The 20,610-nt window shown below is 60.3% G+C and carries 19 protein-coding genes; 11 read left to right on the top strand and 8 right to left on the bottom strand.

The genetic code is table 11. The features are described from left to right. Positions 1-13 precede the first annotated feature (13 nt). The 4 genes from AC07V4_RS16885 to AC07V4_RS16870 all read right to left on the bottom strand — a co-directional run bounded on the left by AC07V4_RS16885 (position 14) and on the right by AC07V4_RS16870 (position 4,409). The gene (locus tag AC07V4_RS16885) at positions 14-769 is read right to left on the bottom strand and encodes an SDR family oxidoreductase (RefSeq protein WP_492637545.1); all 756 of its coding nucleotides are present in this window, start codon (positions 767-769) and stop codon (positions 14-16) included. A gap of 136 nt (positions 770-905) precedes the next feature. Next, the gene (locus tag AC07V4_RS16880) at positions 906-1,913 is read right to left on the bottom strand and encodes a substrate-binding domain-containing protein (RefSeq protein WP_492637544.1); all 1,008 of its coding nucleotides are present in this window, start codon (positions 1,911-1,913) and stop codon (positions 906-908) included. Between the two features lie 34 nt (positions 1,914-1,947). Continuing rightward, positions 1,948-2,925, bottom strand: coding sequence for an ABC transporter permease (locus AC07V4_RS16875; protein ID WP_492637543.1), 978 nt, complete (start codon positions 2,923-2,925; stop codon positions 1,948-1,950). Further along, positions 2,922-4,409, bottom strand: coding sequence for a sugar ABC transporter ATP-binding protein (locus AC07V4_RS16870; protein WP_492637542.1), 1,488 nt, complete (start codon positions 4,407-4,409; stop codon positions 2,922-2,924). Before AC07V4_RS16870 ends, AC07V4_RS16875 begins: the two co-directional genes overlap by 4 nt. Positions 4,410-4,692: 283 nt before the next feature. Here AC07V4_RS16870 and rpiB point away from each other — a divergent pair, with 283 nt between their 5' ends. The 3 genes from rpiB (at position 4,693) to AC07V4_RS16855 (ending at position 8,161) form a co-directional block, all read left to right on the top strand. Continuing rightward, positions 4,693-5,154: a ribose 5-phosphate isomerase B gene (gene rpiB / locus AC07V4_RS16865; RefSeq protein ID WP_431749469.1), complete on the top strand. Its 462-nt coding sequence runs from the start codon at positions 4,693-4,695 to the stop codon at positions 5,152-5,154. 63 nt (positions 5,155-5,217) lie between these two features. Beyond that, positions 5,218-6,198: a sugar-binding transcriptional regulator gene (locus AC07V4_RS16860; protein WP_017135920.1), complete on the top strand. Its 981-nt coding sequence runs from the start codon at positions 5,218-5,220 to the stop codon at positions 6,196-6,198. Positions 6,199-6,592: 394 nt separating this feature from the next. Further along, complete coding sequence (locus AC07V4_RS16855; protein ID WP_492637541.1) at positions 6,593-8,161, top strand: TerC family protein; 1,569 nt, start codon at positions 6,593-6,595, stop codon at positions 8,159-8,161. On the opposite strand, the gene AC07V4_RS16850 is transcribed toward AC07V4_RS16855, so the two are convergent. Next, a complete protein-coding gene (locus AC07V4_RS16850; RefSeq protein WP_492637540.1) occupies positions 8,118-8,474 on the bottom strand; it encodes a thioredoxin domain-containing protein in 357 nt (118 codons plus the stop codon). The two genes, AC07V4_RS16855 and AC07V4_RS16850, sit on opposite strands and share 44 nt — an antisense overlap. A 462-nt stretch (positions 8,475-8,936) precedes the next feature. On the opposite strand from AC07V4_RS16850, the gene AC07V4_RS16845 reads away from it, so the two are divergent. From AC07V4_RS16845 to AC07V4_RS16810, 8 genes are all read left to right on the top strand, one after another. Then, positions 8,937-9,785, top strand: coding sequence for a transporter substrate-binding protein (locus AC07V4_RS16845; protein WP_431751364.1), 849 nt, complete (start codon positions 8,937-8,939; stop codon positions 9,783-9,785). 52 nt (positions 9,786-9,837) lie between these two features. Continuing rightward, complete coding sequence (locus AC07V4_RS16840; RefSeq protein WP_431751363.1) at positions 9,838-10,500, top strand: amino acid ABC transporter permease; 663 nt, start codon at positions 9,838-9,840, stop codon at positions 10,498-10,500. An 11-nt stretch (positions 10,501-10,511) separates the two neighbouring features. Further along, positions 10,512-11,174, top strand: coding sequence for an amino acid ABC transporter permease (locus tag AC07V4_RS16835; protein ID WP_431751362.1), 663 nt, complete (start codon positions 10,512-10,514; stop codon positions 11,172-11,174). Next, the gene (locus AC07V4_RS16830) at positions 11,171-11,953 is read left to right on the top strand and encodes an amino acid ABC transporter ATP-binding protein (RefSeq protein ID WP_034104500.1); all 783 of its coding nucleotides are present in this window, start codon (positions 11,171-11,173) and stop codon (positions 11,951-11,953) included. The genes AC07V4_RS16835 and AC07V4_RS16830 overlap by 4 nt, the downstream gene beginning before the upstream one ends. Positions 11,954-11,968: 15 nt before the next feature. Continuing rightward, positions 11,969-12,358, top strand: a complete 390-nt coding sequence (locus AC07V4_RS16825) for a RidA family protein (protein WP_492637539.1) — start codon at positions 11,969-11,971, stop codon at positions 12,356-12,358. 166 nt (positions 12,359-12,524) lie between these two features. Then, the gene (locus AC07V4_RS16820; protein WP_492637538.1) at positions 12,525-13,289 is read left to right on the top strand and encodes an IclR family transcriptional regulator; all 765 of its coding nucleotides are present in this window, start codon (positions 12,525-12,527) and stop codon (positions 13,287-13,289) included. A 9-nt stretch (positions 13,290-13,298) separates the two neighbouring features. Then, the gene (locus AC07V4_RS16815) at positions 13,299-14,507 is read left to right on the top strand and encodes an amino acid deaminase (RefSeq protein ID WP_492637537.1); all 1,209 of its coding nucleotides are present in this window, start codon (positions 13,299-13,301) and stop codon (positions 14,505-14,507) included. Positions 14,508-14,625: 118 nt separating this feature from the next. After that, positions 14,626-15,531 (top strand): sugar kinase, encoded by a 906-nt coding sequence (locus AC07V4_RS16810; RefSeq protein ID WP_492637536.1) that lies wholly within the window; start codon positions 14,626-14,628, stop codon positions 15,529-15,531. 110 nt (positions 15,532-15,641) lie between these two features. Here AC07V4_RS16810 and AC07V4_RS16805 read toward each other — a convergent pair whose 3' ends face one another. From AC07V4_RS16805 to AC07V4_RS16795, 3 genes are all read right to left on the bottom strand, one after another. Further along, positions 15,642-15,917 carry a peptidylprolyl isomerase gene (locus tag AC07V4_RS16805; RefSeq protein WP_003174397.1) on the bottom strand — a complete coding sequence of 92 codons (276 nt, stop codon included), beginning with the start codon at positions 15,915-15,917 and terminating at the stop codon, positions 15,642-15,644. A gap of 50 nt (positions 15,918-15,967) precedes the next feature. Then, positions 15,968-18,505, bottom strand: coding sequence for a PAS domain-containing protein (locus AC07V4_RS16800; protein WP_492637535.1), 2,538 nt, complete (start codon positions 18,503-18,505; stop codon positions 15,968-15,970). A gap of 143 nt (positions 18,506-18,648) precedes the next feature. Continuing rightward, complete coding sequence (locus tag AC07V4_RS16795; protein ID WP_492637534.1) at positions 18,649-20,604, bottom strand: acetoacetate--CoA ligase; 1,956 nt, start codon at positions 20,602-20,604, stop codon at positions 18,649-18,651. Positions 20,605-20,610 lie beyond the last annotated feature (6 nt).

The following is a 20,610-nucleotide window of genomic DNA, read 5'->3' as shown; positions in this document are numbered from 1 at the left end:
ATAAAAGAATGAATCACTGAATGCTGTAGCCGCCGTCGATCATCATGTTGGCGCCGGTAATCATCTGCGCGGCGTCGCTGAGCAGGTACAACGCCAGCCCGGCGACTTCTTCCGGCTGGGCAAAACGGCCCGCCGGGATCTGTGATTTGGCCCGCTCACCCACTTCACCGGCCCAGGCTTTCTTGCCCAGGGCGGTCTCGACGATGGTGGGGGAGATGGCGTTGACGTTGATCTGCGGTGCCCATTCCATGGCCAATACCTTGGTCATGCCGACGATGGCCGCCTTGCTCGCGCAATAGGCGACGTGGCGGTCCAGGCCGATCACGGCAGCCTGGGAGGCGAGGTTCACGATGCGCCCACCGCCTTGGGCGAGCATGTGCCTGGCGCAGGCTTGGGCCACGAAAAAACTGGCTTTCAGGTTGATGTCCAGGGTGCTGTCCCAGGCGCTTTCGCTGACATTTATGGCTTTGTCCAAGAGGACGATGCCGGCACTGTTGATCAGGTAATCCAGGCGTTGGAAGTGTTCGAACACCTGGTCGATGGTGTGTTGCACCTGGCTGATTTGACTGAGGTCGACGGCAATGCCCAGATGCCCGGTGCCCAGGCGGGTGGCAACTTGCACCACCGCCGGGTCGCGGTCGAGCAGGGCCACGCGGGCGCCACGTTCGGCCAGCAGAGTGGCACAGGCCAGGCCGATGCCGGCGGCGCCGCCAGTGATCACCGCGCAGCGGCCGGTGAGGTCGAAGGCTTGGTTCCAGAATCCAGACATGCATGACTCCAATTTTCAAAAGCGCTGAAGATCCAATGTGGGAGCTGGCTTGCCTGCGATGGCATCAACAGGTTGTAACTGACACACTGAGGTGTCTGCATCGCAGGCAAGCCAGCTCCCACATTTTGATCGTGTACTACTTGGAACCGCTGACTTGCTGGTACAGCGCATCAGCATTCGCGTTAGTCACCGGCACCCAAGGCAGGATGTAGTTCTTGGCCGTGCCATCACCCCATTTCACATCCTTGGCATACCGCTCCCAGATCACCGAGCGAGGCTTGTAGTCATCCCCGGCGAGTTTGCGCAGCGCCACATCCAGCGCACCTTGGGACTGGGCCTGGGCGTCCTGGAGGAAGGTGGTGACTTCGTCTCTCTTTGCCGCCTGGATTGCATCCGGCATGCCATCAATGGACGTGACGGGCACGTCCTTGGAGGTCAAGCCGTGAGACTTCAGCGCCTGCACGGCCCCCAGGGCCATGTCGTCGTTCTGCGCGATCACACCGTTGATGCCTTTAGGGTGAGCGTTCAGCCAGTCTTCGGTCAGTGCCAGGGCCTGGGCGCGGTCCCAGTTGGCGGTCTTTTTCTCGATGATCTTGATGTCGGGGTGTTTGCTGAGCACTTCCAGTTCGCCTTTTTCCCGGTCGATCTGTGCCGACTGGCCAATCGGTCCCTGGATGATCACCACGTTGCCCTTGCCGCTGAGCTTGTCGACCATGGCCTGGGCCTGTAGGCGGCCACCTTCCACATCGTCGTTACCCACATAAGGCACGGCGGCATCGGCTACTTTCGTATTGGAGGCGATGACCACCACATCGTTGCTCATGGCTTGCTTGACCGTGCCGACACCAGCCTTGGTGTCGATTGGCACGAACAGGATGGCGTCGTAATGCTGGGTCACCATGTTTTCGATCTGGTTGTTCTGGGTCAGGGCGTCGTAGTTGCCGTCGAATACGGTCAACTGCACGGTGCCGTCCTTGACCGCCGGGTGCTCCTTCAACTCGCGGACCCAGTTCTGCATGAACTGGCCCTTGAGGCCGTAGACCGCCGCACCGATCTTGTAGGTCTTGCCATCGGCGGCCAGGGTGATACTGCTGGCGAGCAGGGAGAGGGCCGCCACGGCGGCCAAGGTGGTACCAAGTTTCATGAGTAGAACTCCAGTTATTGTTGTAGGTCGTTCTCTAGCGTTTTTTCTTGCGCCACACGTCAATCAGTACTGCGAATACGATGATCAGGCCCTTGGCGACCTGCTGGTAATAGGAGGACACGCCGAGCAGGTTCAACCCGTTGTTGATCACGCCGATCAGCAGCGCCCCAAACAGCGTACCGACAATGCTGCCGGTGCCGCCTGACAGGCTTGTGCCGCCGATCACCACGGCGGCGATCGCGTCCAGTTCGTAGGACACCCCGGCCTGGGGCAGGGCAGACGTGGTGCGTGCTGACAACACCACGCCGGCCAGCCCGGCGAGCAGGCCCGAGACCACGTACACCGAAAACATCACCTTGCGCACGCCAATGCCGGAGGTGCGCGCGCTCTTTTCATTGCCGCCCACCGCGTACACATAGCGGCCATACGTGGTGTAGCGCAGCACCATCCAGAAGATCAGCGCGACCAAGGCGAAGATGATGATCGGCACGCCAATCGGGCCGATCTTGCCGATGCCCAGGGCCAGGTAAGCGTCGGGCAGGTCGGTGATCGGGCTGCCGTCGTTGAGGATAAACGTCATGCCTCGCGCCACACTGAGCATGCCCAGGGTGGCCACGAACGGCGGGATCGACAGGTTGGCAACCATGAAGCCGTTCACCACGCCAAGCATCGCCCCGGCAAACATCCCGGCGCTTACGGCGGCGAGCAGGCCGTAGCCTTGGGTGGCAACCATGGCGCTACACAGCCCGGCAAAGGCCAGGATCGAGCCGACGGACAGGTCTATGCCCTTGGTCAGGATCACGTAGGTCATGCCCACGGCGAGGATGCCGTTGATGGAGGTCTGGCGCAGGATGTCCATCCAGTTGCGCCAGGTCATGAAGTACTCGCTGGAAAACGCCAACACCACGCACAGCAGGATAAATACGAGCGGCAGGCCGAAACGGTCAAGTGACAAGCGCAGGCGGTTACGCGGTGCGGCTGTAATAGGGGTGGCAATGGTTTTGGCATTCATGAGGCAAGACTCAACAAGGCTTCCTGGGAAAGGGCGGTGTCAGTGCTGATGGTCACCAGCCTGCCGCCTTTGAATACGGCGATGCGATCGCTCAGGTGCAGCAGTTCCGGGGCTTCCGACGACACCACGATGGCTGCGCCACCGGCCCGTACGAACTGGTCGAGCAAGTGGTAGATCTCCTGCTTGGCCCCTTCGTCGATACCACGGGTCGGTTCATCGCAGAGCAGGCACACTGGCTCGGTGGACAGGCATTTGGCGAGCACCACTTTCTGTTGGTTGCCGCCGCTCATGGAGGCCACTGGCAATTCCAGGGAGCTGGTCTTGATCTGCAGGCGCTTGACCATGTCCTGGGCCAGTTGGGTTTCCTTGCGCGCATTGATCAGCGACCAACTCGACAGGCGTTTGTAGGCCGACAGGGCAATGTTGGACAGAATGCTGCCGGTCAGCACCAGGCCGCTGTCTTTGCGGTCCTCGGTGACCAGGGACATGCCGGCATTGATCGTGGCCTTGGGCAGGCCGACCGGCATGGGTTTGCCTTGCAGGGTCACGCTGCCGGAATCCGGTGTGGTGAGGCCGTAAATGCAATTGAGGAATTCGCTGCGCCCGGACCCCATCAATCCGTAGATGCCGAGAATTTCGCCTTGGCGCAGTTGCAGGCTGATGTCGTGAAACTCGCCGGTACGGCTCAGGTTGTCGACCTGCAGGCAGGTGTTGGCGGCGCATTCGCGGCCGACCTTGTGGTCGATGCGTGTCAGCTCCTGGCCGACGATGCCGCGCACCAGATGATTGCGGTCGATGTCGGCCATGCGCCCGCTTTCCACAAAGGCGCCATCGCGGAAGATGCTGAAGTCGTCGGCGATCTGTGCCAGTTCGCTCAGACGGTGGGACACATACACGATGCCGGCGCCACGGGCGGTCAAGCGACGGATCGCCTTGAACAGGGTCTCGGCCTCGCGTTCACCGATGGCTGAGGTGGGTTCGTCCATGATCATCACCTGGCAGTCATGGCTGAACGCCTTGGCGATTTCCACCAGTTGAATCTGCGCCACGCTCAGGCGGTGCATCGGGCTGGTGGCGTCGACGTCGAATTCCAGGTTTTCGAGTAGTTCGCGGGTGCGGCGGTTGAGGGTCTTGTTGTCGACGATGCATCCGGCGTGGCGCGGTTCGCGGCCCAGCCAGATATTTTCGGCGACGGTCATGTAGGGGATGGGTTCCAGCTCTTGGGTGATCATCGCGATTCCAGCCGCCAGTGCTTCGCTTGGGCGGTTGAACTGCACGGGTGTGCCGTTGAGCAGGATGGTTCCGGCGTCACGTTGAGTGATGCCCATCAGGATGCTCAGGAAGGTCGACTTGCCGGCGCCATTGCCGCCACACAGGGCGTGGACGCTGCCGGCCCGCAGAGAAAGGCGCCCGTCACACAGGGCGGGTACCCCGGCGTAAGCCTTGGCGACATGTTCAGCCTGGAGCAGTAATGGCGTAGCCATCGGCGTGTCCTCGTGCTGTGAATTCTTATTAGGTCGCACAGTCATGTTTCGCTGTGATCATATGTGTATCAAATGAAATTCTGATCAGTCAATCTCTTTCATTGAAAAGCTTTAAATCTGACTTTGTGCGTCATTGACTGCTTTTTAGAGCGCTTTGACTGGCGAGTCAGCTAAAACTCGCTTGACAGGAAGGGGTGAATGCACGCGAAATGACTGAGCTAAATTTCACTTGATGATCATATGATCAGTCAAAAGCATCAATACGGCAGCGGAGCCAGACGCCATGAACACACCTTTCCCGGTGGCTATCGGATGCGATGAAGCGGGTTTTGAGCTCAAAGAGCTGTTGAAACGCCATATCGAGGCGCTGGGTTATCCGGTGACTGACTTCGGCACCCATTCCACCGCTCCGGTGCTCTACCCGGACATTGCCCTGGCCGTGGCCAACGCCATTACTGCGGGTGAACAACGCTTGGGCGTGTTGGTGTGTGGCACTGGGATCGGCATGGCTATTTCAGCGAACAAGGTGCTGGGCATTCGGGCTGCTCAGGCCCACGACACTTATTCGGCAGAGCGTGCGCGCAAGAGCAACGATGCGCAGATCCTGTCCATTGGTGCGCGGGTGATCGGCGCGGAGTTGGCCAAAAGTATCGTTAAGGCGTTTCTGGAGTCAGAGTTCGAAGCGGCGCGTTCCGGGGCCAAGGTCGAGCGCATCAATGCGATCGAGCGCGATGGGCATCAGTAGTGGACTAAACGGGGCAAGAGCCGGGAGAATGCGCCTTTGACGCCGAAACGGAAGCCCGTCCCCATGAGTGACAGTACCCAGCGCATTGCCAGCGATATCGATCAGATGACCGAAGTGGCGATGCTCTATTACCTTGAGAACGTCACTCAGGAAGCCATCGCCAAGCGTTTCGACTTGTCACGGGCGAAGGTCAGCCGCTTGCTCAAGCGTGCACGGGATGAAGGTATTGTCGAGGTGCGCGTGTTGCAGCACCCGGCGATGAACAATGAGCTGGAGCGGGCGCTGGTGGAGCGCTTCAAGCTTGATCGCGCCCTGATCGCCGTCGACCACAGCGAACCCGACACCCAGCGCTCGGCCGTGGCCAGCCTGGTGGCCAACTACCTGAACAAAACCTTGAGCGACGGCATGATCGTCGCCGTGGGCATGGGCCGTAACGTCGGCGCGGTGGCCGATAACGTCTTCCTGCCAGTGACGCGCAACTGCACATTTGTGTGCGCCATCGGTGGTTCGCTCAAGGCTGGCGAATACATGAACCCGGACCATATCTGTCGGCGCCTGGCCCTGCGCTTTGGTGGCGAAAGTGAAAGCCTGTACGCCCCGGCGTTGGTCGCCAACCCGGAATTGCGTGGCGTGTTGATCAACAACGACACCGTGCGCTCGACCCTGGATCGTGCGCGGCGGGCGGACATTGCGTTGATTGGTATTGGCGACATGAGCGAGAACAGCAACATGGTGCGCATGGGCTGGTTCTCGCCCCAGGAAATCGCCCAGGCGCGGTTGTCCGGCACCGTGGGGGACATGATGGGTTATGACTTCATCGATATTCATGGCCAGCCAGCGGTCAACGCCATTCAAGGTCGAGTGATCGGCTTGACGGTGCAGGAACTGTTCCGCATCCCGGACGTGGTCGCGATTGCCAGTGAGAACACCAAGGCGGCGGCGACCTTGGGGGCGTTGCGCTCGGGGGTGATCAATACCCTTGCAACGACGGTGACGAATGCCCACACCATCCTCGCGCTGGATGACGCTACCCGAAAGTCCTGATTCAACCCGGTCAAACATGTGAAGCCGGCTTGTGTGGGAGCTGGCTTGCCTGCGATAGCATCGCCTCGGTATGGCTGATGGACCTAGTCGCCTGCATCGCGGGCAAGCCCGGCTCCCACAGGGGGCAGCAGGGCTATTGAGTGCGTGGCTTACAGATTTTGTAATAGTTTTGCGTTGTAGGAAATTTGTGTTTCGACTGTACGATTCAAGTCCTTTTGTCATTTCAGGACTTGCATGAACACCCTCTCGGAGCCTCCCAGTCGTCTTTCTCCAAGACAATCACTGCCGCTGTTCCCGCTGAAGCACCCCGTATTCCGCCTGCTAACCTTGTCCCGGTCCACCGACCGCATCTTGCCGTGCCCGGCATTCTGAAAATTTTAACGAGACTCTATAAATGGAATGGTTAGCGGATCCCACGGCCTGGCTCGGCCTGTTGACGTTGATTGTGCTGGAGCTGGTGCTGGGTATCGACAACCTGGTGTTTATCGCGATTCTGGCCGACAAGCTGCCGCCGGAGCAGCGCGACCGTGCGCGGTTGATCGGCCTGTCCCTGGCGTTGCTGATGCGCCTGGGCCTGCTGGCGAGTATTTCCTGGCTGGTGACGCTCACCCAGCCGCTGTTCGAGGTGTTCGACAAGAGCTTCTCCGGCCGTGACCTGATCATGCTGTTTGGTGGTGTGTTCCTGTTGTTCAAGGCCACCATGGAATTGCACGAGCGCCTGGAAGGTCATGTGGCCCAACGCTCGGGCAATGTCGCCTATGCAATGTTCTGGCCGATCGTGGCGCAGATCGTGGTGCTCGACGCGGTGTTCTCCCTCGATGCGGTGATTACCGCCGTGGGCATGGTGGATGAGCTGGCGGTGATGATGATCGCGGTGATCGTGTCCATCGGCCTGATGATTGTGGCGAGCAAGCCGCTGACCCGCTTCGTCAACGCCCACCCGACGGTGATCATGCTGTGCCTGGGCTTCTTGATGATGATCGGTTTCGCCCTGACCGCCGAAGGCCTGGGCTTCCATATTCCCAAGGGCTACCTGTATGCGGCGATTGGCTTCTCGATCTTGATCGAACTGTTCAACCAGATCGCCCGGGCACGCCGCAAGAAGTCGGCGCAAGGCGTGTTGCCGGTGCGTGAGCGTACTGCTCACGCGGTGATGCGTTTGTTGGGTGGCCGCAGCCTGGCGGTGGAAGAGGTGAGTGAAGAGGTGGCGGACCTGCTCGGCGAGCCGGATGCCAACCAGGGGCCGCTGTTCGATCGACGTGAACGCGTGATGATCAGCGGCGTGCTGCAACTGGCCGAGCGACCGATCCGCACGTTGATGACGCCGCGAGCCAAGGTCGACTGCATTGATCTGGCGGACGACGCCGAGACGATTCGCCTGAAACTGATGCATTCATCCTATTCACGCTTGCCGCTGATTCGTAATGGTGCCGTGGATGAGCCGCTGGGTTTCGTGCATAAGAAGGAGCTGCTCAAGGAATACCTGGCCGGTAACGAGCCGGACCTGGAGCACCTGGCACGCCGTGCGATCAACCTGCTGGAGAGTTTTTCGATCCTCAACGCCCTGGAGCAGATGCGCCAGGAGTCGACCCACATCGCGTTCGTGATCAATGAATTCGGCGATTTCATGGGCGTGTTGAGCATGACCGATATTCTCGAGTCCATCGCCGGTGAGTTGCCCGATGCCAGTGAAATCGAAGGTCCGGATATTGTCGAGGACGGCAGCGGCTTTCGCGCCAATGGTGCGTTGACCCTGAGCCAGGTTCGTCAGCGCACCGGCTTCAATGCGGTGGCGACTGAGGATTACCAGACGCTGGCCGGCCTGGTCATGAGTTTGCTGGATCGCCTGCCGGTAGTGGGCGATAGCCTGGAGCATGCAGGCTGGCGCCTGACCGTGGCAGCTGTGGAGGAGCGACGGGTCACGCAGGTGCGTCTGGAACCTGCAGCTGCGCATAGCGGCTGAACAGGTCCTGGAGTGTTTGCTCCTGGGTTTCCCAGGGGCCAAACCCTTTAAGTACTTCCTTGATTTTGCCATCGGTGTGCACCACCAGTGTGGGCGTGCCGGTCACTTGTTGGAGTCTGGGAGTTTTGGCTGTATCGAGCACCAGGCTTTTCACAAGTGGGTCGTAGTTTTCTGCGATGGGCTCAAAAAGCTTCACGGCACTCGCGCACGCCGGGCACGTCTGCGAAATAAACAGCATGAAAACGGTTGGGTGCGCTGCCAGCACGGACTGATAATCCTCGTTGCAGGCAATGACGTCTTTGGCAATCCCCATGGTGATCTCCCTGTCGGCTGCGGTGTTTTACCAACGCTAAGCAGGGATGTCGCCCCCGTCTACTGTCAACCTTCACAGGTCGCCATCAAAGCCAGCAACCCGACAACAACACAGACTTTCATCAAAACAGATTCCTTATGTGTAGGAATCGTAAACCTGAACAGAGGCTAGTCCAGCGCCGCGATTTTTCCACGATGCTGCGCACTGCAAGGGTGCGGGGTAACAGCGTTGTGGCGCACTTCAATAGCGCTGTCACCGCAACGTGAGGCCTTGGGTAGCAAACTGATTTCAGGTGCTGGCATCTCGCTGTCTACCGTCAGGGTAGTTATCGATTTGATTTTTAACGCATTTATCCCAGCCATATTTTTCTGTTACTCCGTGTGGCACACTTTCTGCTGTTTATTCCGTTGTTACATACTAAGTTCCGGTATAGCGGAATACACAACTCCTGGAGTGCTTGTCATGCATCACCGACCTTCCGTGTTTAAAGCGTGTGTTTTTCTCTTCGCCGCATCGGCTTCCCTCGCAAGCCAAGTGCAGGCGGCGGACAGCAAGCTCGATGATGTGCTCAAGCGTGGGCATCTCATCGTGGGTACAGGCAGTACCAATGCGCCGTGGCACTTCCAGGGAGCGGATGGCAAGTTGCAAGGTTTTGATATCGACATTGGCCGCATCGTGGCCAAAGGGTTGTTCAACGACCCCAGCAAGGTCGAGTTTGTGGTGCAATCTTCCGACGCCCGGATTCCCAACCTGCTGACCGACAAGGTCGACATGAGTTGCCAGTTCATCACCGTCACCGCCAGCCGTGCCCAGCAGGTTGCCTTTACCTTGCCGTACTACCGTGAAGGCGTGGGCCTGCTGTTGCCGAACAACAGCAAGTACAAAGAGATTGAAGACCTGCAGGCCGCGGGCGACAGCGTGACGGTGGCGGTGCTGCAAAACGTGTATGCCGAAGAACTGGTGCACCAGGCGCTGCCCAAGGCCAAGGTCGACCAGTACGACAGCGTCGACCTGATGTACCAGGCCGTGAACTCCGGTCGCGCTGATGCCGCCGCCACCGACCAATCCTCGGTCAAATACCTGATGGTGCAGAACCCCGGCCGCTACCGCAGCCCGGTCTACGCCTGGAGCCCGCAAACCTATGCGTGCGCCGTCAAGCGTGGCGACCAGGACTGGCTGAACTTCGTCAACACCGCGCTGCATGAAGCCATGACCGGTGTGGAGTTCCCGACCTACAAAGAGTCGTTCAAAAAATGGTTCGGTGTTGATCTGCCGTCGCCGGCGATTGGCTTCCCTGTTGAATTCAAGTGATGTGTAAACCGGGGGCGCAGCAGTTGGCGCCCCGATTCAGGTACTGCCGACCATGAACTATCAGTTGAACTTTGCCGCCGTGTGGCGTGACTTCCCCAGCTTGCTGGCGGGGCTCGGCCTGGGCCTGGAGCTGGCGCTGCTGTCGATCGCCATCGGTTGCGTGATTGGCCTGATGATGGCGTTTGCCATGCTGTCCAGGCACCGGGCGCTGCGCGTGTTGGCCTCGGTGTATGTGACGGTGATCCGCAATACACCGATCCTCGTGCTGATCCTGTTGATCTACTTTGCGTTGCCCAGCCTCGGGATTCGTCTGGATAAGATCCCGTCCTTCATCATTACCTTGTCGTTGTACGCCGGTGCTTACCTCACCGAAGTATTCCGTGCCGGGCTGTTGAATATTCCCAAGGGCTTGCGTGAAGCCGGCTTGGCCATCGGTCTGGGTGAGTGGCGGATTCGCGCCTACATCACTGTGCCGGTGATGCTGCGCAACGTGCTGCCTGCGCTGTCGAACAACTTCATCTCGCTGTTCAAGGACACCTCGCTGGCCGCCGCGATCGCGGTACCGGAGCTGACCTATTACGCCCGCAAGATCAACGTCGAAAGCTACCGGGTGATCGAAACCTGGCTGGTCACGACCGCGCTCTACGTGGCTGCCTGTTACCTCATTGCCATGCTGCTCCGCTACCTGGAACAGCGTCTGGCGATCCGTCGTTAAGGAGGGCTTTCATGTACGAGTCCCCAAGCTGGCTGCATGAGTTGTGGGTCGCCCGGGAAACCCTGTGGGCGGGCTTTCAGGCCAGTGTTTATGTGTCGGCCCTGGCGATTATCTTCGGCACCCTGATCGGTATCGTTGCCGGATTGATCCTGACCTACGGCAAATTCTGGATGCGTGCGCCATTCCGCCTGTATGTCGACCTGATCCGTGGCACACCGGTGTTCGTGCTGGTGCTGGCGTGTTTCTACATGCTGCCGGCGCTCGGCTGGCAGATCACCGCGTTCCAGGCAGGTGCCGTCGGGCTGACGCTGTTCTGCGGCTCCCATGTGTCGGAAATCGTGCGCGGTGCCCTGCAAGCTATTCCCCGTGGGCAACTGGAAGCGGGCAAGGCGATTGGCCTGACGTTCTACCAGTCCCTGGGTTATGTGCTGTTGCCCCAGGCGTTGCGCCAGATCTTGCCGACCTGGGTCAATTCCTCCACGGAAATCGTCAAGGCCTCGACCTTGCTCTCGGTGATTGGCGTGGCCGAGTTGTTGCTCAGCACCCAGCAAGTGATTGCGCGCACCTTCATGACCCTGGAGTTCTACCTGTTCGCGGGTTTTCTGTTCTTTGTCATCAACTACGCCATCGAGTTATTCGGGCGCTACATTGAAAAGCGGGTGGCCTTGCCATGAACCAACCTCAAACCAACCAACCGCTTCTGAACATCCGCGGCCTGCGTAAACAATACGGTCAGGTGGAAGTGCTCAAGGGCGTCGACCTGTCCATGCAGCGCGGCAACGTGGTGACGTTGATCGGCTCCAGCGGGTCGGGCAAGACCACACTGCTGCGTTGCGTCAACCTGCTGGAAGAGTTTCAGGGTGGGCAGATCACCCTGGATGGCGAATCCATCGGCTACAGCGAAATCGCCGGCAAACGCGTGCGTCACCCGGAGCGGGTGATTGCCCAGCACCGCGCGATGACCGGCATGGCGTTCCAGCAGTTCAACTTGTTTCCGCACCTGACCGCCTTGCAGAACGTTACTCTGGGCCTGCTCAAGGTCAAGAAGATGGGCAAGGACGAAGCCGTGGCGCTGGCTGAAAAATGGCTGGACCGCGTTGGCCTGCTGGAGCGGCGCAATCACTTTCCCGGCCAGTTGTCCGGTGGTCAGCAGCAACGGGTGGCGATTGCCCGCGCCATCGCCATGAACCCCAGCCTGATGCTGTTCGACGAGGTCACCTCGGCGCTCGACCCGGAGCTGGTGGGTGAGGTGCTCAGTGTTATCAAGGGCCTGGCGGAAGAGGGCATGACCATGTTGCTGGTCACCCACGAAATGCGCTTTGCCTACGAAGTCTCGGACAAGATCGTATTCATGAACCAGGGCCGTATTGAAGAGCAGGGTTCTTCGAAGGACATCTTCGAACGGCCGCAATCGCCACGTTTGGCGGAATTTTTGAAGAACATTCGTTTTTAATCAGGAGCTATTTCTATGAGCATTACTCGTTACGGCACCGGCAGCACCGCCGGCGGCGGCCAGCCACGTCCTTTTGCACGTGCGGTGGAAGCGGACGGTTGGCTCTACGTCTCCGGCCAAGTGCCGGCGGTGGACGGTGAAATCATCACGGGCGGCATCGTCGAACAAACCCGCCAGACCATGCGCAATGTGGTGGCGATTCTTGACGAGGCGGGTTACGAACTCAAAGATGTGGTGCGCGTCGGTGTTTGGCTGGAAGACCCACGGGACTTCTGGAGTTTCAACAAGGTCTTCGGTGAATACTTCACCCCGGAACACGCCCCGGCGCGGGCCTGTGTACAGGCCAATATGATGGTCGATTGCAAGGTGGAGATCGATTGCGTGGCCTACAAGAAAAAAGGCTAAATGCTGCGATCTTAAGACCTCAGCAAGTCCAGTGTGGGAGCTGGCTTGCCTGCGATAACGGAGTGTCAGGCAGCCAATGGGTAACTGAACCACCGCCATCGCGGGCAAGCCCGCTCCCACAGGGGATCACCGTGCAGCACACACCTTTGACCGGACCGACACCGCCATGACCGAAGACACCATCAAACGCCGCGCCAAAGGCCTGGACCGTGCATTCGATATCCTCGATTTTCTCAAGGAAATCGGCCAGCCCCTGCGTCCGAATGATATTGCCAACGGCATTGGCAGCCCCAAGTCCACCGTCTACGAATTGGTTGCATCCTTGCTTGAGCGGCGCATCCTGGAGACCGTGGGCAAGGATGGACATGTCTACCTGGGCCGCCAGCTGTATTTTCTCGGCCAGGCGCATTTACGCCACTTCGACCTGACCCGCGAGGCCGACCACGCCTTGCAGGAGATCGTCAGCCAGACCCGCGAAACCGCGCAGATGTGCCTGCTCAACGGGCGCAAATACACGGTGGCGTTGATGCGCGAAGGTGAGCGACATTTTCGCATTTCCTCCGACATCGGCGAAAACGCGCCGATCCCCTGGACGGCGTCCGGCCGCTTGCTGTTGGGGCACCTGAGCGACCAACAGATTATCGACCTGATCGACCACGACGACTTCATCCTGCCAGACGGCCAGCGCTTGCCGCTGGAGACGTTCCTGGCACAGATCCGTCAGGCCACCCTCGATGGTTTCTTTTCCTTCGACAGCGTGGCTGACACCTTTACCCATTGCTTTGCCGCCCCCGTGCGGGACGCGCAGGGCATCAGCATTGCGACGTTGTGCATCGTTGCCCCGCGTGCCGATGCCATCACCCATTACAACGACTATCGCCGGGTGCTGATCGAAAGCGCCAATAACCTGGCCCGTCGCATCAACGAATAGGAGCATTTCATGTCTGCCATCAATGCTGTTGAGAAGGGCGCCGCCGCTGTCGGTGCTCACTTGGTCCGTGACGTCAGCCTGCCGGCCCTGGTGCTGCACCGCGACGCTTTGGAGCACAACATTCGCTGGATGCAGGACTTTGTCAGCAACAGCGGCGCAGAACTGGCCCCCCACGGCAAAACCAGCATGATGCCGGCGCTGTTCCAGCGTCAGATCGCCCAAGGTGCCTGGGGCATCACCCTGGCCAACGCCGTGCAGACCCGCGCCGCCTATGCCGGTGGCGTGCGCCGTGTGTTGATGGCCAACCAGTTGGTAGGCGCGCCGAACATGGCGCTGATCGCTGACTTGCTGGCCGACAAGGACTTTGACTTCCATTGCATGGTCGACCACCCGGACAACGTCGCTGACCTCGGCTTGTTCTTCGCCGCCCGTGGCTTGCGCTTGAACGTGATGATCGAATACGGCGTGGTCGGTGGCCGCTGCGGTTGCCGCAGCGAACAGGAAGTGCGCGACCTGGCCAAGGCGATCAAGGCCCAGCCGGCGCTGGCGCTCACGGGTATCGAAGGCTACGAAGGCGTGATCCATGGTGAGCACGCCATCAGCGGTATTCGCGAGTTCGCCGCCAGCCTGGTGCGTTTGGCGGTGGACCTGCAAAACAACGGCGCCTTCGACCTGGCCAAGCCAATCGTGACGGCTTCCGGTTCGGCCTGGTACGACCTGATCGCCGAGTCTTTCGAAACGCAAAACGCCGCCGGCCGTTTCCTCAGTGTATTGCGCCCGGGCAGTTACGTGGCTCACGACCATGGCATCTACAAAGAAGCGCAGTGTTGCGTGCTCGACCGTCGTAGCGACCTCAACGAAGGCCTGCGCCCAGCCCTGGAAGTCTGGGCGCATGTGCAGTCGCTGCCCGAGCCGGGTTTTGCGGTGATTGCCCTCGGCAAGCGCGACGTGGCCTACGACGCCGGTTTGCCGGTGCCGCTCAAACGCTACAAGGCTGGTATCCTGCCGGCGGAAGGTGATGACGTGAGCGCGTGCAAGGTGACGGCGGTGATGGACCAGCATGCGTTCATGACGGTGGCGCCGGGTATTGAGTTGCGCATCGGCGACATCATTTCGTTCGGCACTTCGCACCCTTGCCTGACCTTCGACAAGTGGCAGGTCGGCTGCCTGGTGGATGAGCAGTTGCAGGTGATCGAGTCCCTGCATACCCGCTTCTAGACCACGTCGGTCCTATCGGGGGCAAGCCCCCTCTCACAGTTTGATTTGTGAACCCATTTCAAATGTGGGAGGGGGCTTGCCCCCGATGAGGCCATCAGCCACACCCGAGACAAAAGCCATGACCATTCAACCCCACATCGCCCTCATCGGCGAATGCATGATCGAACTGCAACACCGCGCCGACGGCAGCCTGCACCAGAGCTTCGGCGGTGACACCCTGAACACGGCGGTGTACTTGCGTCGTGAGCTGGGCGATAGCGGCAGCGTCGACTACGTCACCGCCCTGGGCGATGACAGTTTCAGCGATGCCATGTGCCAGCAATGGATTGATGAAGGGCTGGGCCTGGGCATGGTCCAGCGCCTGGCAGGACGTTTGCCGGGGTTGTATTGCATCCAGACCGATGCCAGCGGAGAGCGCAAATTTCTGTATTGGCGCAACGAGGCCGCGGTGCGTGATTGTTTCACCACGCCAGCGGCAGAGCCGATCCTCGCCGCCTTGCCGGACTATGACGTGGTGTATTTCAGCGGCATTACCCTGGCGGTGCTGGGTGAGATCGGGCGTGAGCGCCTACTGCAAACACTGATCGAAGCTCGTCGTCGCGGTGGCAAAGTGGTGTTCGATAACAACTACCGGCCGCGTTTGTGGGCCAGTGTCGAGGCGGCGCGTGTGGCGTATCACCAGGTCATGAGTGAAGTGGATATCGCCTTGCTGACCGAGGATGACGAGCGTGCGCTGTTTGGTTATGCGGACAGCGAGCAGGTGTTCGCGGCCTATCCGACGTTGGCCGAAGTGGTGCTCAAGCGTGGGGCGGATGCGTGCCTGATCCGTTGCAAGGGCGAGCGCTTTTGCGTGCCGGCCATCCAGGTGGAAAAGGTGGTTGATACGACGGCGGCGGGGGATTCGTTCAGTGCGGCGTACCTGGCCAGTCGGCTCAAGGGTGGTTCGCCTGAGGAGGCTGCCTTGGCTGGGCATCGCTTGGCGAGCCGGGTTATCCAGTTTCCAGGCGCTCTGATTCCTCGGTGATTGGCCGCCTGCGGCGGTTCGCGGGCAAGCCCGGCTCCCACATTTTATGGGTGTGCACCGTTAAATGTGGGAGCTGGCTTGCCTGCGATAGCGGTCTAAGGCCAAACCCCTCAGTCCCGGTAAAACACCTGCACCAGGTGATACCCGAACTTGCTCTTGATCGGCCCGTGAACCACCTTCACCGGTTTCTTGAAGATCACCGCATCAATCGCGCCCACCATTTGCCCAGGCCGTACTTCACCCAAGTCACCGCCGCGCTTGCCTGACGGGCAGGTGGAGTACTTCTTGGCCAGCACATCAAACGCTTCGCCCTTGGCAATGCGTTGCTTGAGCTGTTCGGCTTCTTCACTGGTTTTGACCAGGATGTGACGGGCTTGGGCTTTCATCTTGTTACCTTGCAACGGTCAAACGTAAGGGCGCGGGATTATGCCTGAAGTCAGCTGTCAACGCTGATCATGCTGCGGATTTTCGTGGCCAGCAAATCGATGGAAAAGGGTTTGGCCACCATGTCCATTCCCTCTTCCAGAAAACCCTGGCGCTCGGCGGCTTTTTCGGCGTAACCCGTCATGAACAGCACGCGCAGCCCCGGACGGTGCTGGCGGGCGATTTCCGCCAGTTGCCTGCCGTTCATGCCCGGCAGGCCGACGTCGGTCACCAGCAGGTCCACACGCAGGTCAGACTCCAGCAGCGGCAGCGCCGTGCGGGCGTCGGCGGCCTGGTGTGCGGTGTAGCCCAATTCATCCAGCACATTGACCACCAGCATACGCACGGCGGGGTCATCCTCTACCACCACCACGGCCTCACCGGCCAGTGCCAGCGGAGCTTCGCTCAAGTACGGTGGCTGGCTGCTTTCCAGCGCGGTGCCATACAGGCGCGGCAGGTACAGGCGCACGCAAGTGCCCTGGCCCGGTTCACTGTGAATGGTCACATGGCCGCCGGACTGCTGGGCAAAGCCATAGATCATCGACAGCCCCAGGCCCGTACCTTGGCCGATGGGTTTGGTGGTGAAAAACGGGTCGAAGGCTTTGGCGAGGATTTTCGGCGCCATCCCAGTGCCGTTGTCGCACACGCCGAGCATCACGTAATCCCCGGCCTTGACCGGTTCCAGCGTGGTGATATCGCTGCCGTCCAGGTAGCTGTTGGCGGTTTCGATCAGCAGTTCGCCGCCGTCGGGCATGGCGTCGCGTGCGTTGATCACCAGATTGAGCAGGGCGTTTTCCAGTTGGCTGGCGTCGGTGTTGACCGGCCAGATGTCCTGGCCGAGTTGCACCTTGAGCGTGATATGCGCGCCCTTGGTACGGCGGAACAGGTCTTCCAGCGACGCCACCAACTGGTTGGGGTCGATCGGTCGACGGTCCAGCGACTGGCGTCGCGAGAACGCCAGCAAGCGGTGGGTGAGGGCGGCCGCCCGATGGGCGGACGACACTGCGGCGTCGGTGAACCGACCGATTTCGTCGCTGCGCCCGGCAGCGATATAGCGCTGCATCAGGTCCAGGCTGCCGATGATGCCGGTGAGCATATTGTTGAAGTCATGGGCGATGCCGCCGGTGAGCTGGCCCACCGCTTCCATCTTTTGCGCATGACGCAACGCATCTTCGGCGCGTTCGCGCTCGAACATTTCGTTTTGCAGCCGCTGGTTGGCTTCGGCGAGCGCTTGGGTGCGCTGGGCCACGCGTTCTTCAAGGTTCTCGTTGAGGTGGCGCAGGGCATCCTCGGTGAGGATGCGCTCGGTCTCATCGATCACAAAGATGTAGAAACCGTTCACCGAGCCGTCGTTACTGAAGCGCGGCAGGTACTTCATCAAGGCGTGGCGTGGCCGACCGTCGCGATGGGGCGTGACGGTCAGAAAGCTGCACGCCTTGCCCTTGAGCGCCGCGGCGATCTTGTCCTCGCGCCCGGCATACACGTCGTCGCCGAGCACTTCGCGGATGGACTTGCCGTACAGCTCCTGGGGCGTCATGCCGTACCAATCGAGGTAGGCGCTGTTGTTCAGGCGAAAGCGCTCTTCGTGGTCGACATAGCCGATCAGCACCGGCATGGCGTTGATGATCAGTTGCAGTTCGGTCTGGCTTTGGCGCAAGGCTTGTTCGGTGTGCTTGCGTTCGGTCAGGTCCAGTGCCGCACCGAGGAAGCGCGCCGGGCGGCCCTGAGGGTCCTTGTAGCAGCGGCCTCGGGCAAACACCCAGCGCACTTGGCCGTCGGCTTGCAGCAGGCGGTATTCCTCGGCGTATTCAGTGCCGAAGGTGATGCAATGCTTGATGCTGCGCGCCACCATACCGCGGTCTTCGGGATGTACGCCTTGCAAATAGGCGCTGATCGGCAGCAGGTCGGCGTCTTCCGGGTCTACACCATGCAGATAGGCGAAATGTGCATCGGCGATGAACCGGTCTTCGCCGATATCCCAATCCCAGGTGCCGACTGCGTCGGTAGCCGCCAGTGCCAGTTGAAGGCGTTGCTCGGTGCTGTGTTGGGCCTTGAGGCTGTCTTCGGAACGTTGCTGCAGTTCGAGGGCTTTGCTGCGGCGCTCATTGGTTTCAATGGCGATGACCAGAATGCCGGCGACTGTACCGCTTTCATCACGCACAGGGCTGTAGGTCAGGTCGAGCCAGATTTCGGTGTCGCGATGATTGCGTTGCAGGACGAAGCGCTGCTCGCTGAAGGTACGCACCTGCCCGCCGAGCACCGCGTCGTAGATTGGCGCGGTGAAACTTTCGAGCTCCGGCCAGGTTTCATGAGCCGGCCGGCCCAGGGCTTCGGGGTGCTTGTTACCCGCAAGCAAGGCGAAACCATCGTTGTAGAGCTGGGTGAGTTGGCTGCCCCACAGCAGGAGCATCGGCATCGGCGAGTGCAGCACGATGTCGACGGCGGTGCGCAGGCTTTGCGGCCAACCCCTGGCATCACCGAGCGGGCTATGTGCCCAATCCCGCCGCGCGATCAATACTGCGGCTTCGCTGCCGGTGGATGTCCCATTCATGAAAAAGCCCTGAGCGTAACGCTTTGAAATATGACCGAAACCGATTATCCCGTGAGTCGGGAACGGCTGACTACCCCTCGAAAAATAGCATGCATTGGGGTTTTTTCTTCAAATGAGTACGCCAGGGCTGAAACCTTTCATCCTTACGTCGCGAGTTCAGGGCGGTCGCGAAATTGAGCCAGGGCCTCCGGATTGGCCAGGGCGTCGGTGTTTTTTACCGGTTCGCCGTGAACGACATTGCGCACCGCCAGTTCCACGATCTTGCCGCTGATGGTACGTGGGATATCGTTGACGGCGAGGATCTTTGCCGGCACATGACGCGGTGTGGTGTTGGCACGGATGACCTGGCGGATCTGCTGTTCCAGCGCTTCATCTAGCTCGATACCCTCATTGAGGCGCACGAACAACACCACGCGCACGTCGTCCCGCCAGCGTTGGCCGATGGCCAGGCTTTCCATGACTTGCGGGACTTTTTCCACCTGGCGATAAATCTCTGCGGTGCCGATACGCACACCACCAGGGTTGAGCACCGCGTCGGAGCGCCCGTGGATCAGCAGGCTGCCATTGGGGCGTTGTTCGGCGTAGTCACCCTGGGCCCACACACCGGGAAACTGGCTGAAATACGAGGCGCGCAATTTCTGCTGGTCAGGATCGTTCCATAACCCGATCGGCATGGCCGGGAAATGCCGGGTGCACACCAGCTCGCCTTTTTCGCCGATCAATGGCTGGCCTTGCTCGTCCCACACTTCGATGGCCATTGCCAGGCTCTTGCATTGCATTTCACCGCGCCGCACCGGCAGCACCGGATTGCCAATCACAAAGCAGGAAACGATGTCGGTACCGCCCGACATCGACGACAGGCACAGCTCGCTTTTGATCTCGCGGTACACGTAGTCATAACTGTGCGGTGACAGCGGCGAACCGGTGGAAATGAGCCCTTTGAGGCTGCTCAGGTCATGGCTCAGGCGCGGTTGCAGCGCGGATTTTTCCAGGGTGGCGAGGAATTTCGGGCTGGTGCCGAACACGCTGATCTTTTCTGCGTCGATCAGGTCGATCAATCGCTCGGGGCCTGGGTAGAACGGCGAGCCGTCATACAGCACCGCCGTGGCGCCAAGGGCGAGTACCGACACCAGCCAGTTCCACATCATCCAGCCGCAGGTGGTGTAGTAGAACAGGCAGTCATCCCTGGACAGGTCGGCGTGCAAGCAGTGTTCCTTGAGGTGGGTGAGCAGCACGCCACCGGTGCCATGGATGATGCACTTGGGCACCCCGGTGGTGCCGCTGGAGTAGAGGATGTACAGCGGGTGGTCGAACGGCACGGCAACAAACCCAGGCTCGCCACCGGCTTGATAAAAGTCGCTCCACAGCGTGACCCTGGCTTGGCTGTGGTAGTCGTCGATGCGCGTCTGGGGCCGTGCATACGGGACGATGATCAGTTGTTCAAGGGACGGTAGGCGTCCGAGGATTTCATTGAGCTTGACGGTCTGGTCAATGTTTTTACCGGCGTAGCGGTAACCGGCGCAGGTGATCAGCACCTTGGGCTCGATCTGGCCGAAACGGTCGATCACACCCTGGGTGCCGAAGTCCGGTGACGAACATGACCAGATCGCACCGATGCTGGTGGTGGCGAGCATACCCACCAGGGTTTGCCAGGTGTTGGGCATGCACGCGGCGACGCGGTCGCCCTGAACGACACCGGCCGCCCGCAGGCTTTTTTGCAAGCCGGCAACGTGGGCGGCCAATTCGGCGTAGGTCAGTTGTTCGCGCTGGCCGTCTTCACTGATAGCCACTACCGCAGGGTGAGCGTCGCGACGGCGCAGCAGGTGTTCGGCAAAATTCAGGGTGGCGCCGGGGAACCACTGGGCGCTGGGCATTTCAGCGTCTTCGATCAGCGTCGCGGTGGGCGGGCTGCGAAATTGCACATCGAAGTAGGCGACGATGGCCCGCCAGAAGTCTGGGCGCTGGTCGATGCTCCATTGGTGCAGGGCGGGGTAGTCGTTGAGCTGCACGCTGTAGCGCTTGTTGATGTAGCGGCGGAACTGGTCCATGCGCGTGTTGGCGATGCGATCCGGGGAGGGTTGCCAGAGGATGTCGGACATACGTAC

The sequence above is a fragment of the Pseudomonas sp. GW821-FHT03A09 genome (genome assembly GCF_059421065.1).
Note: the sequence above shows the minus strand (reverse complement) of the source record. Positions and strands in the feature narration are given on the sequence as shown.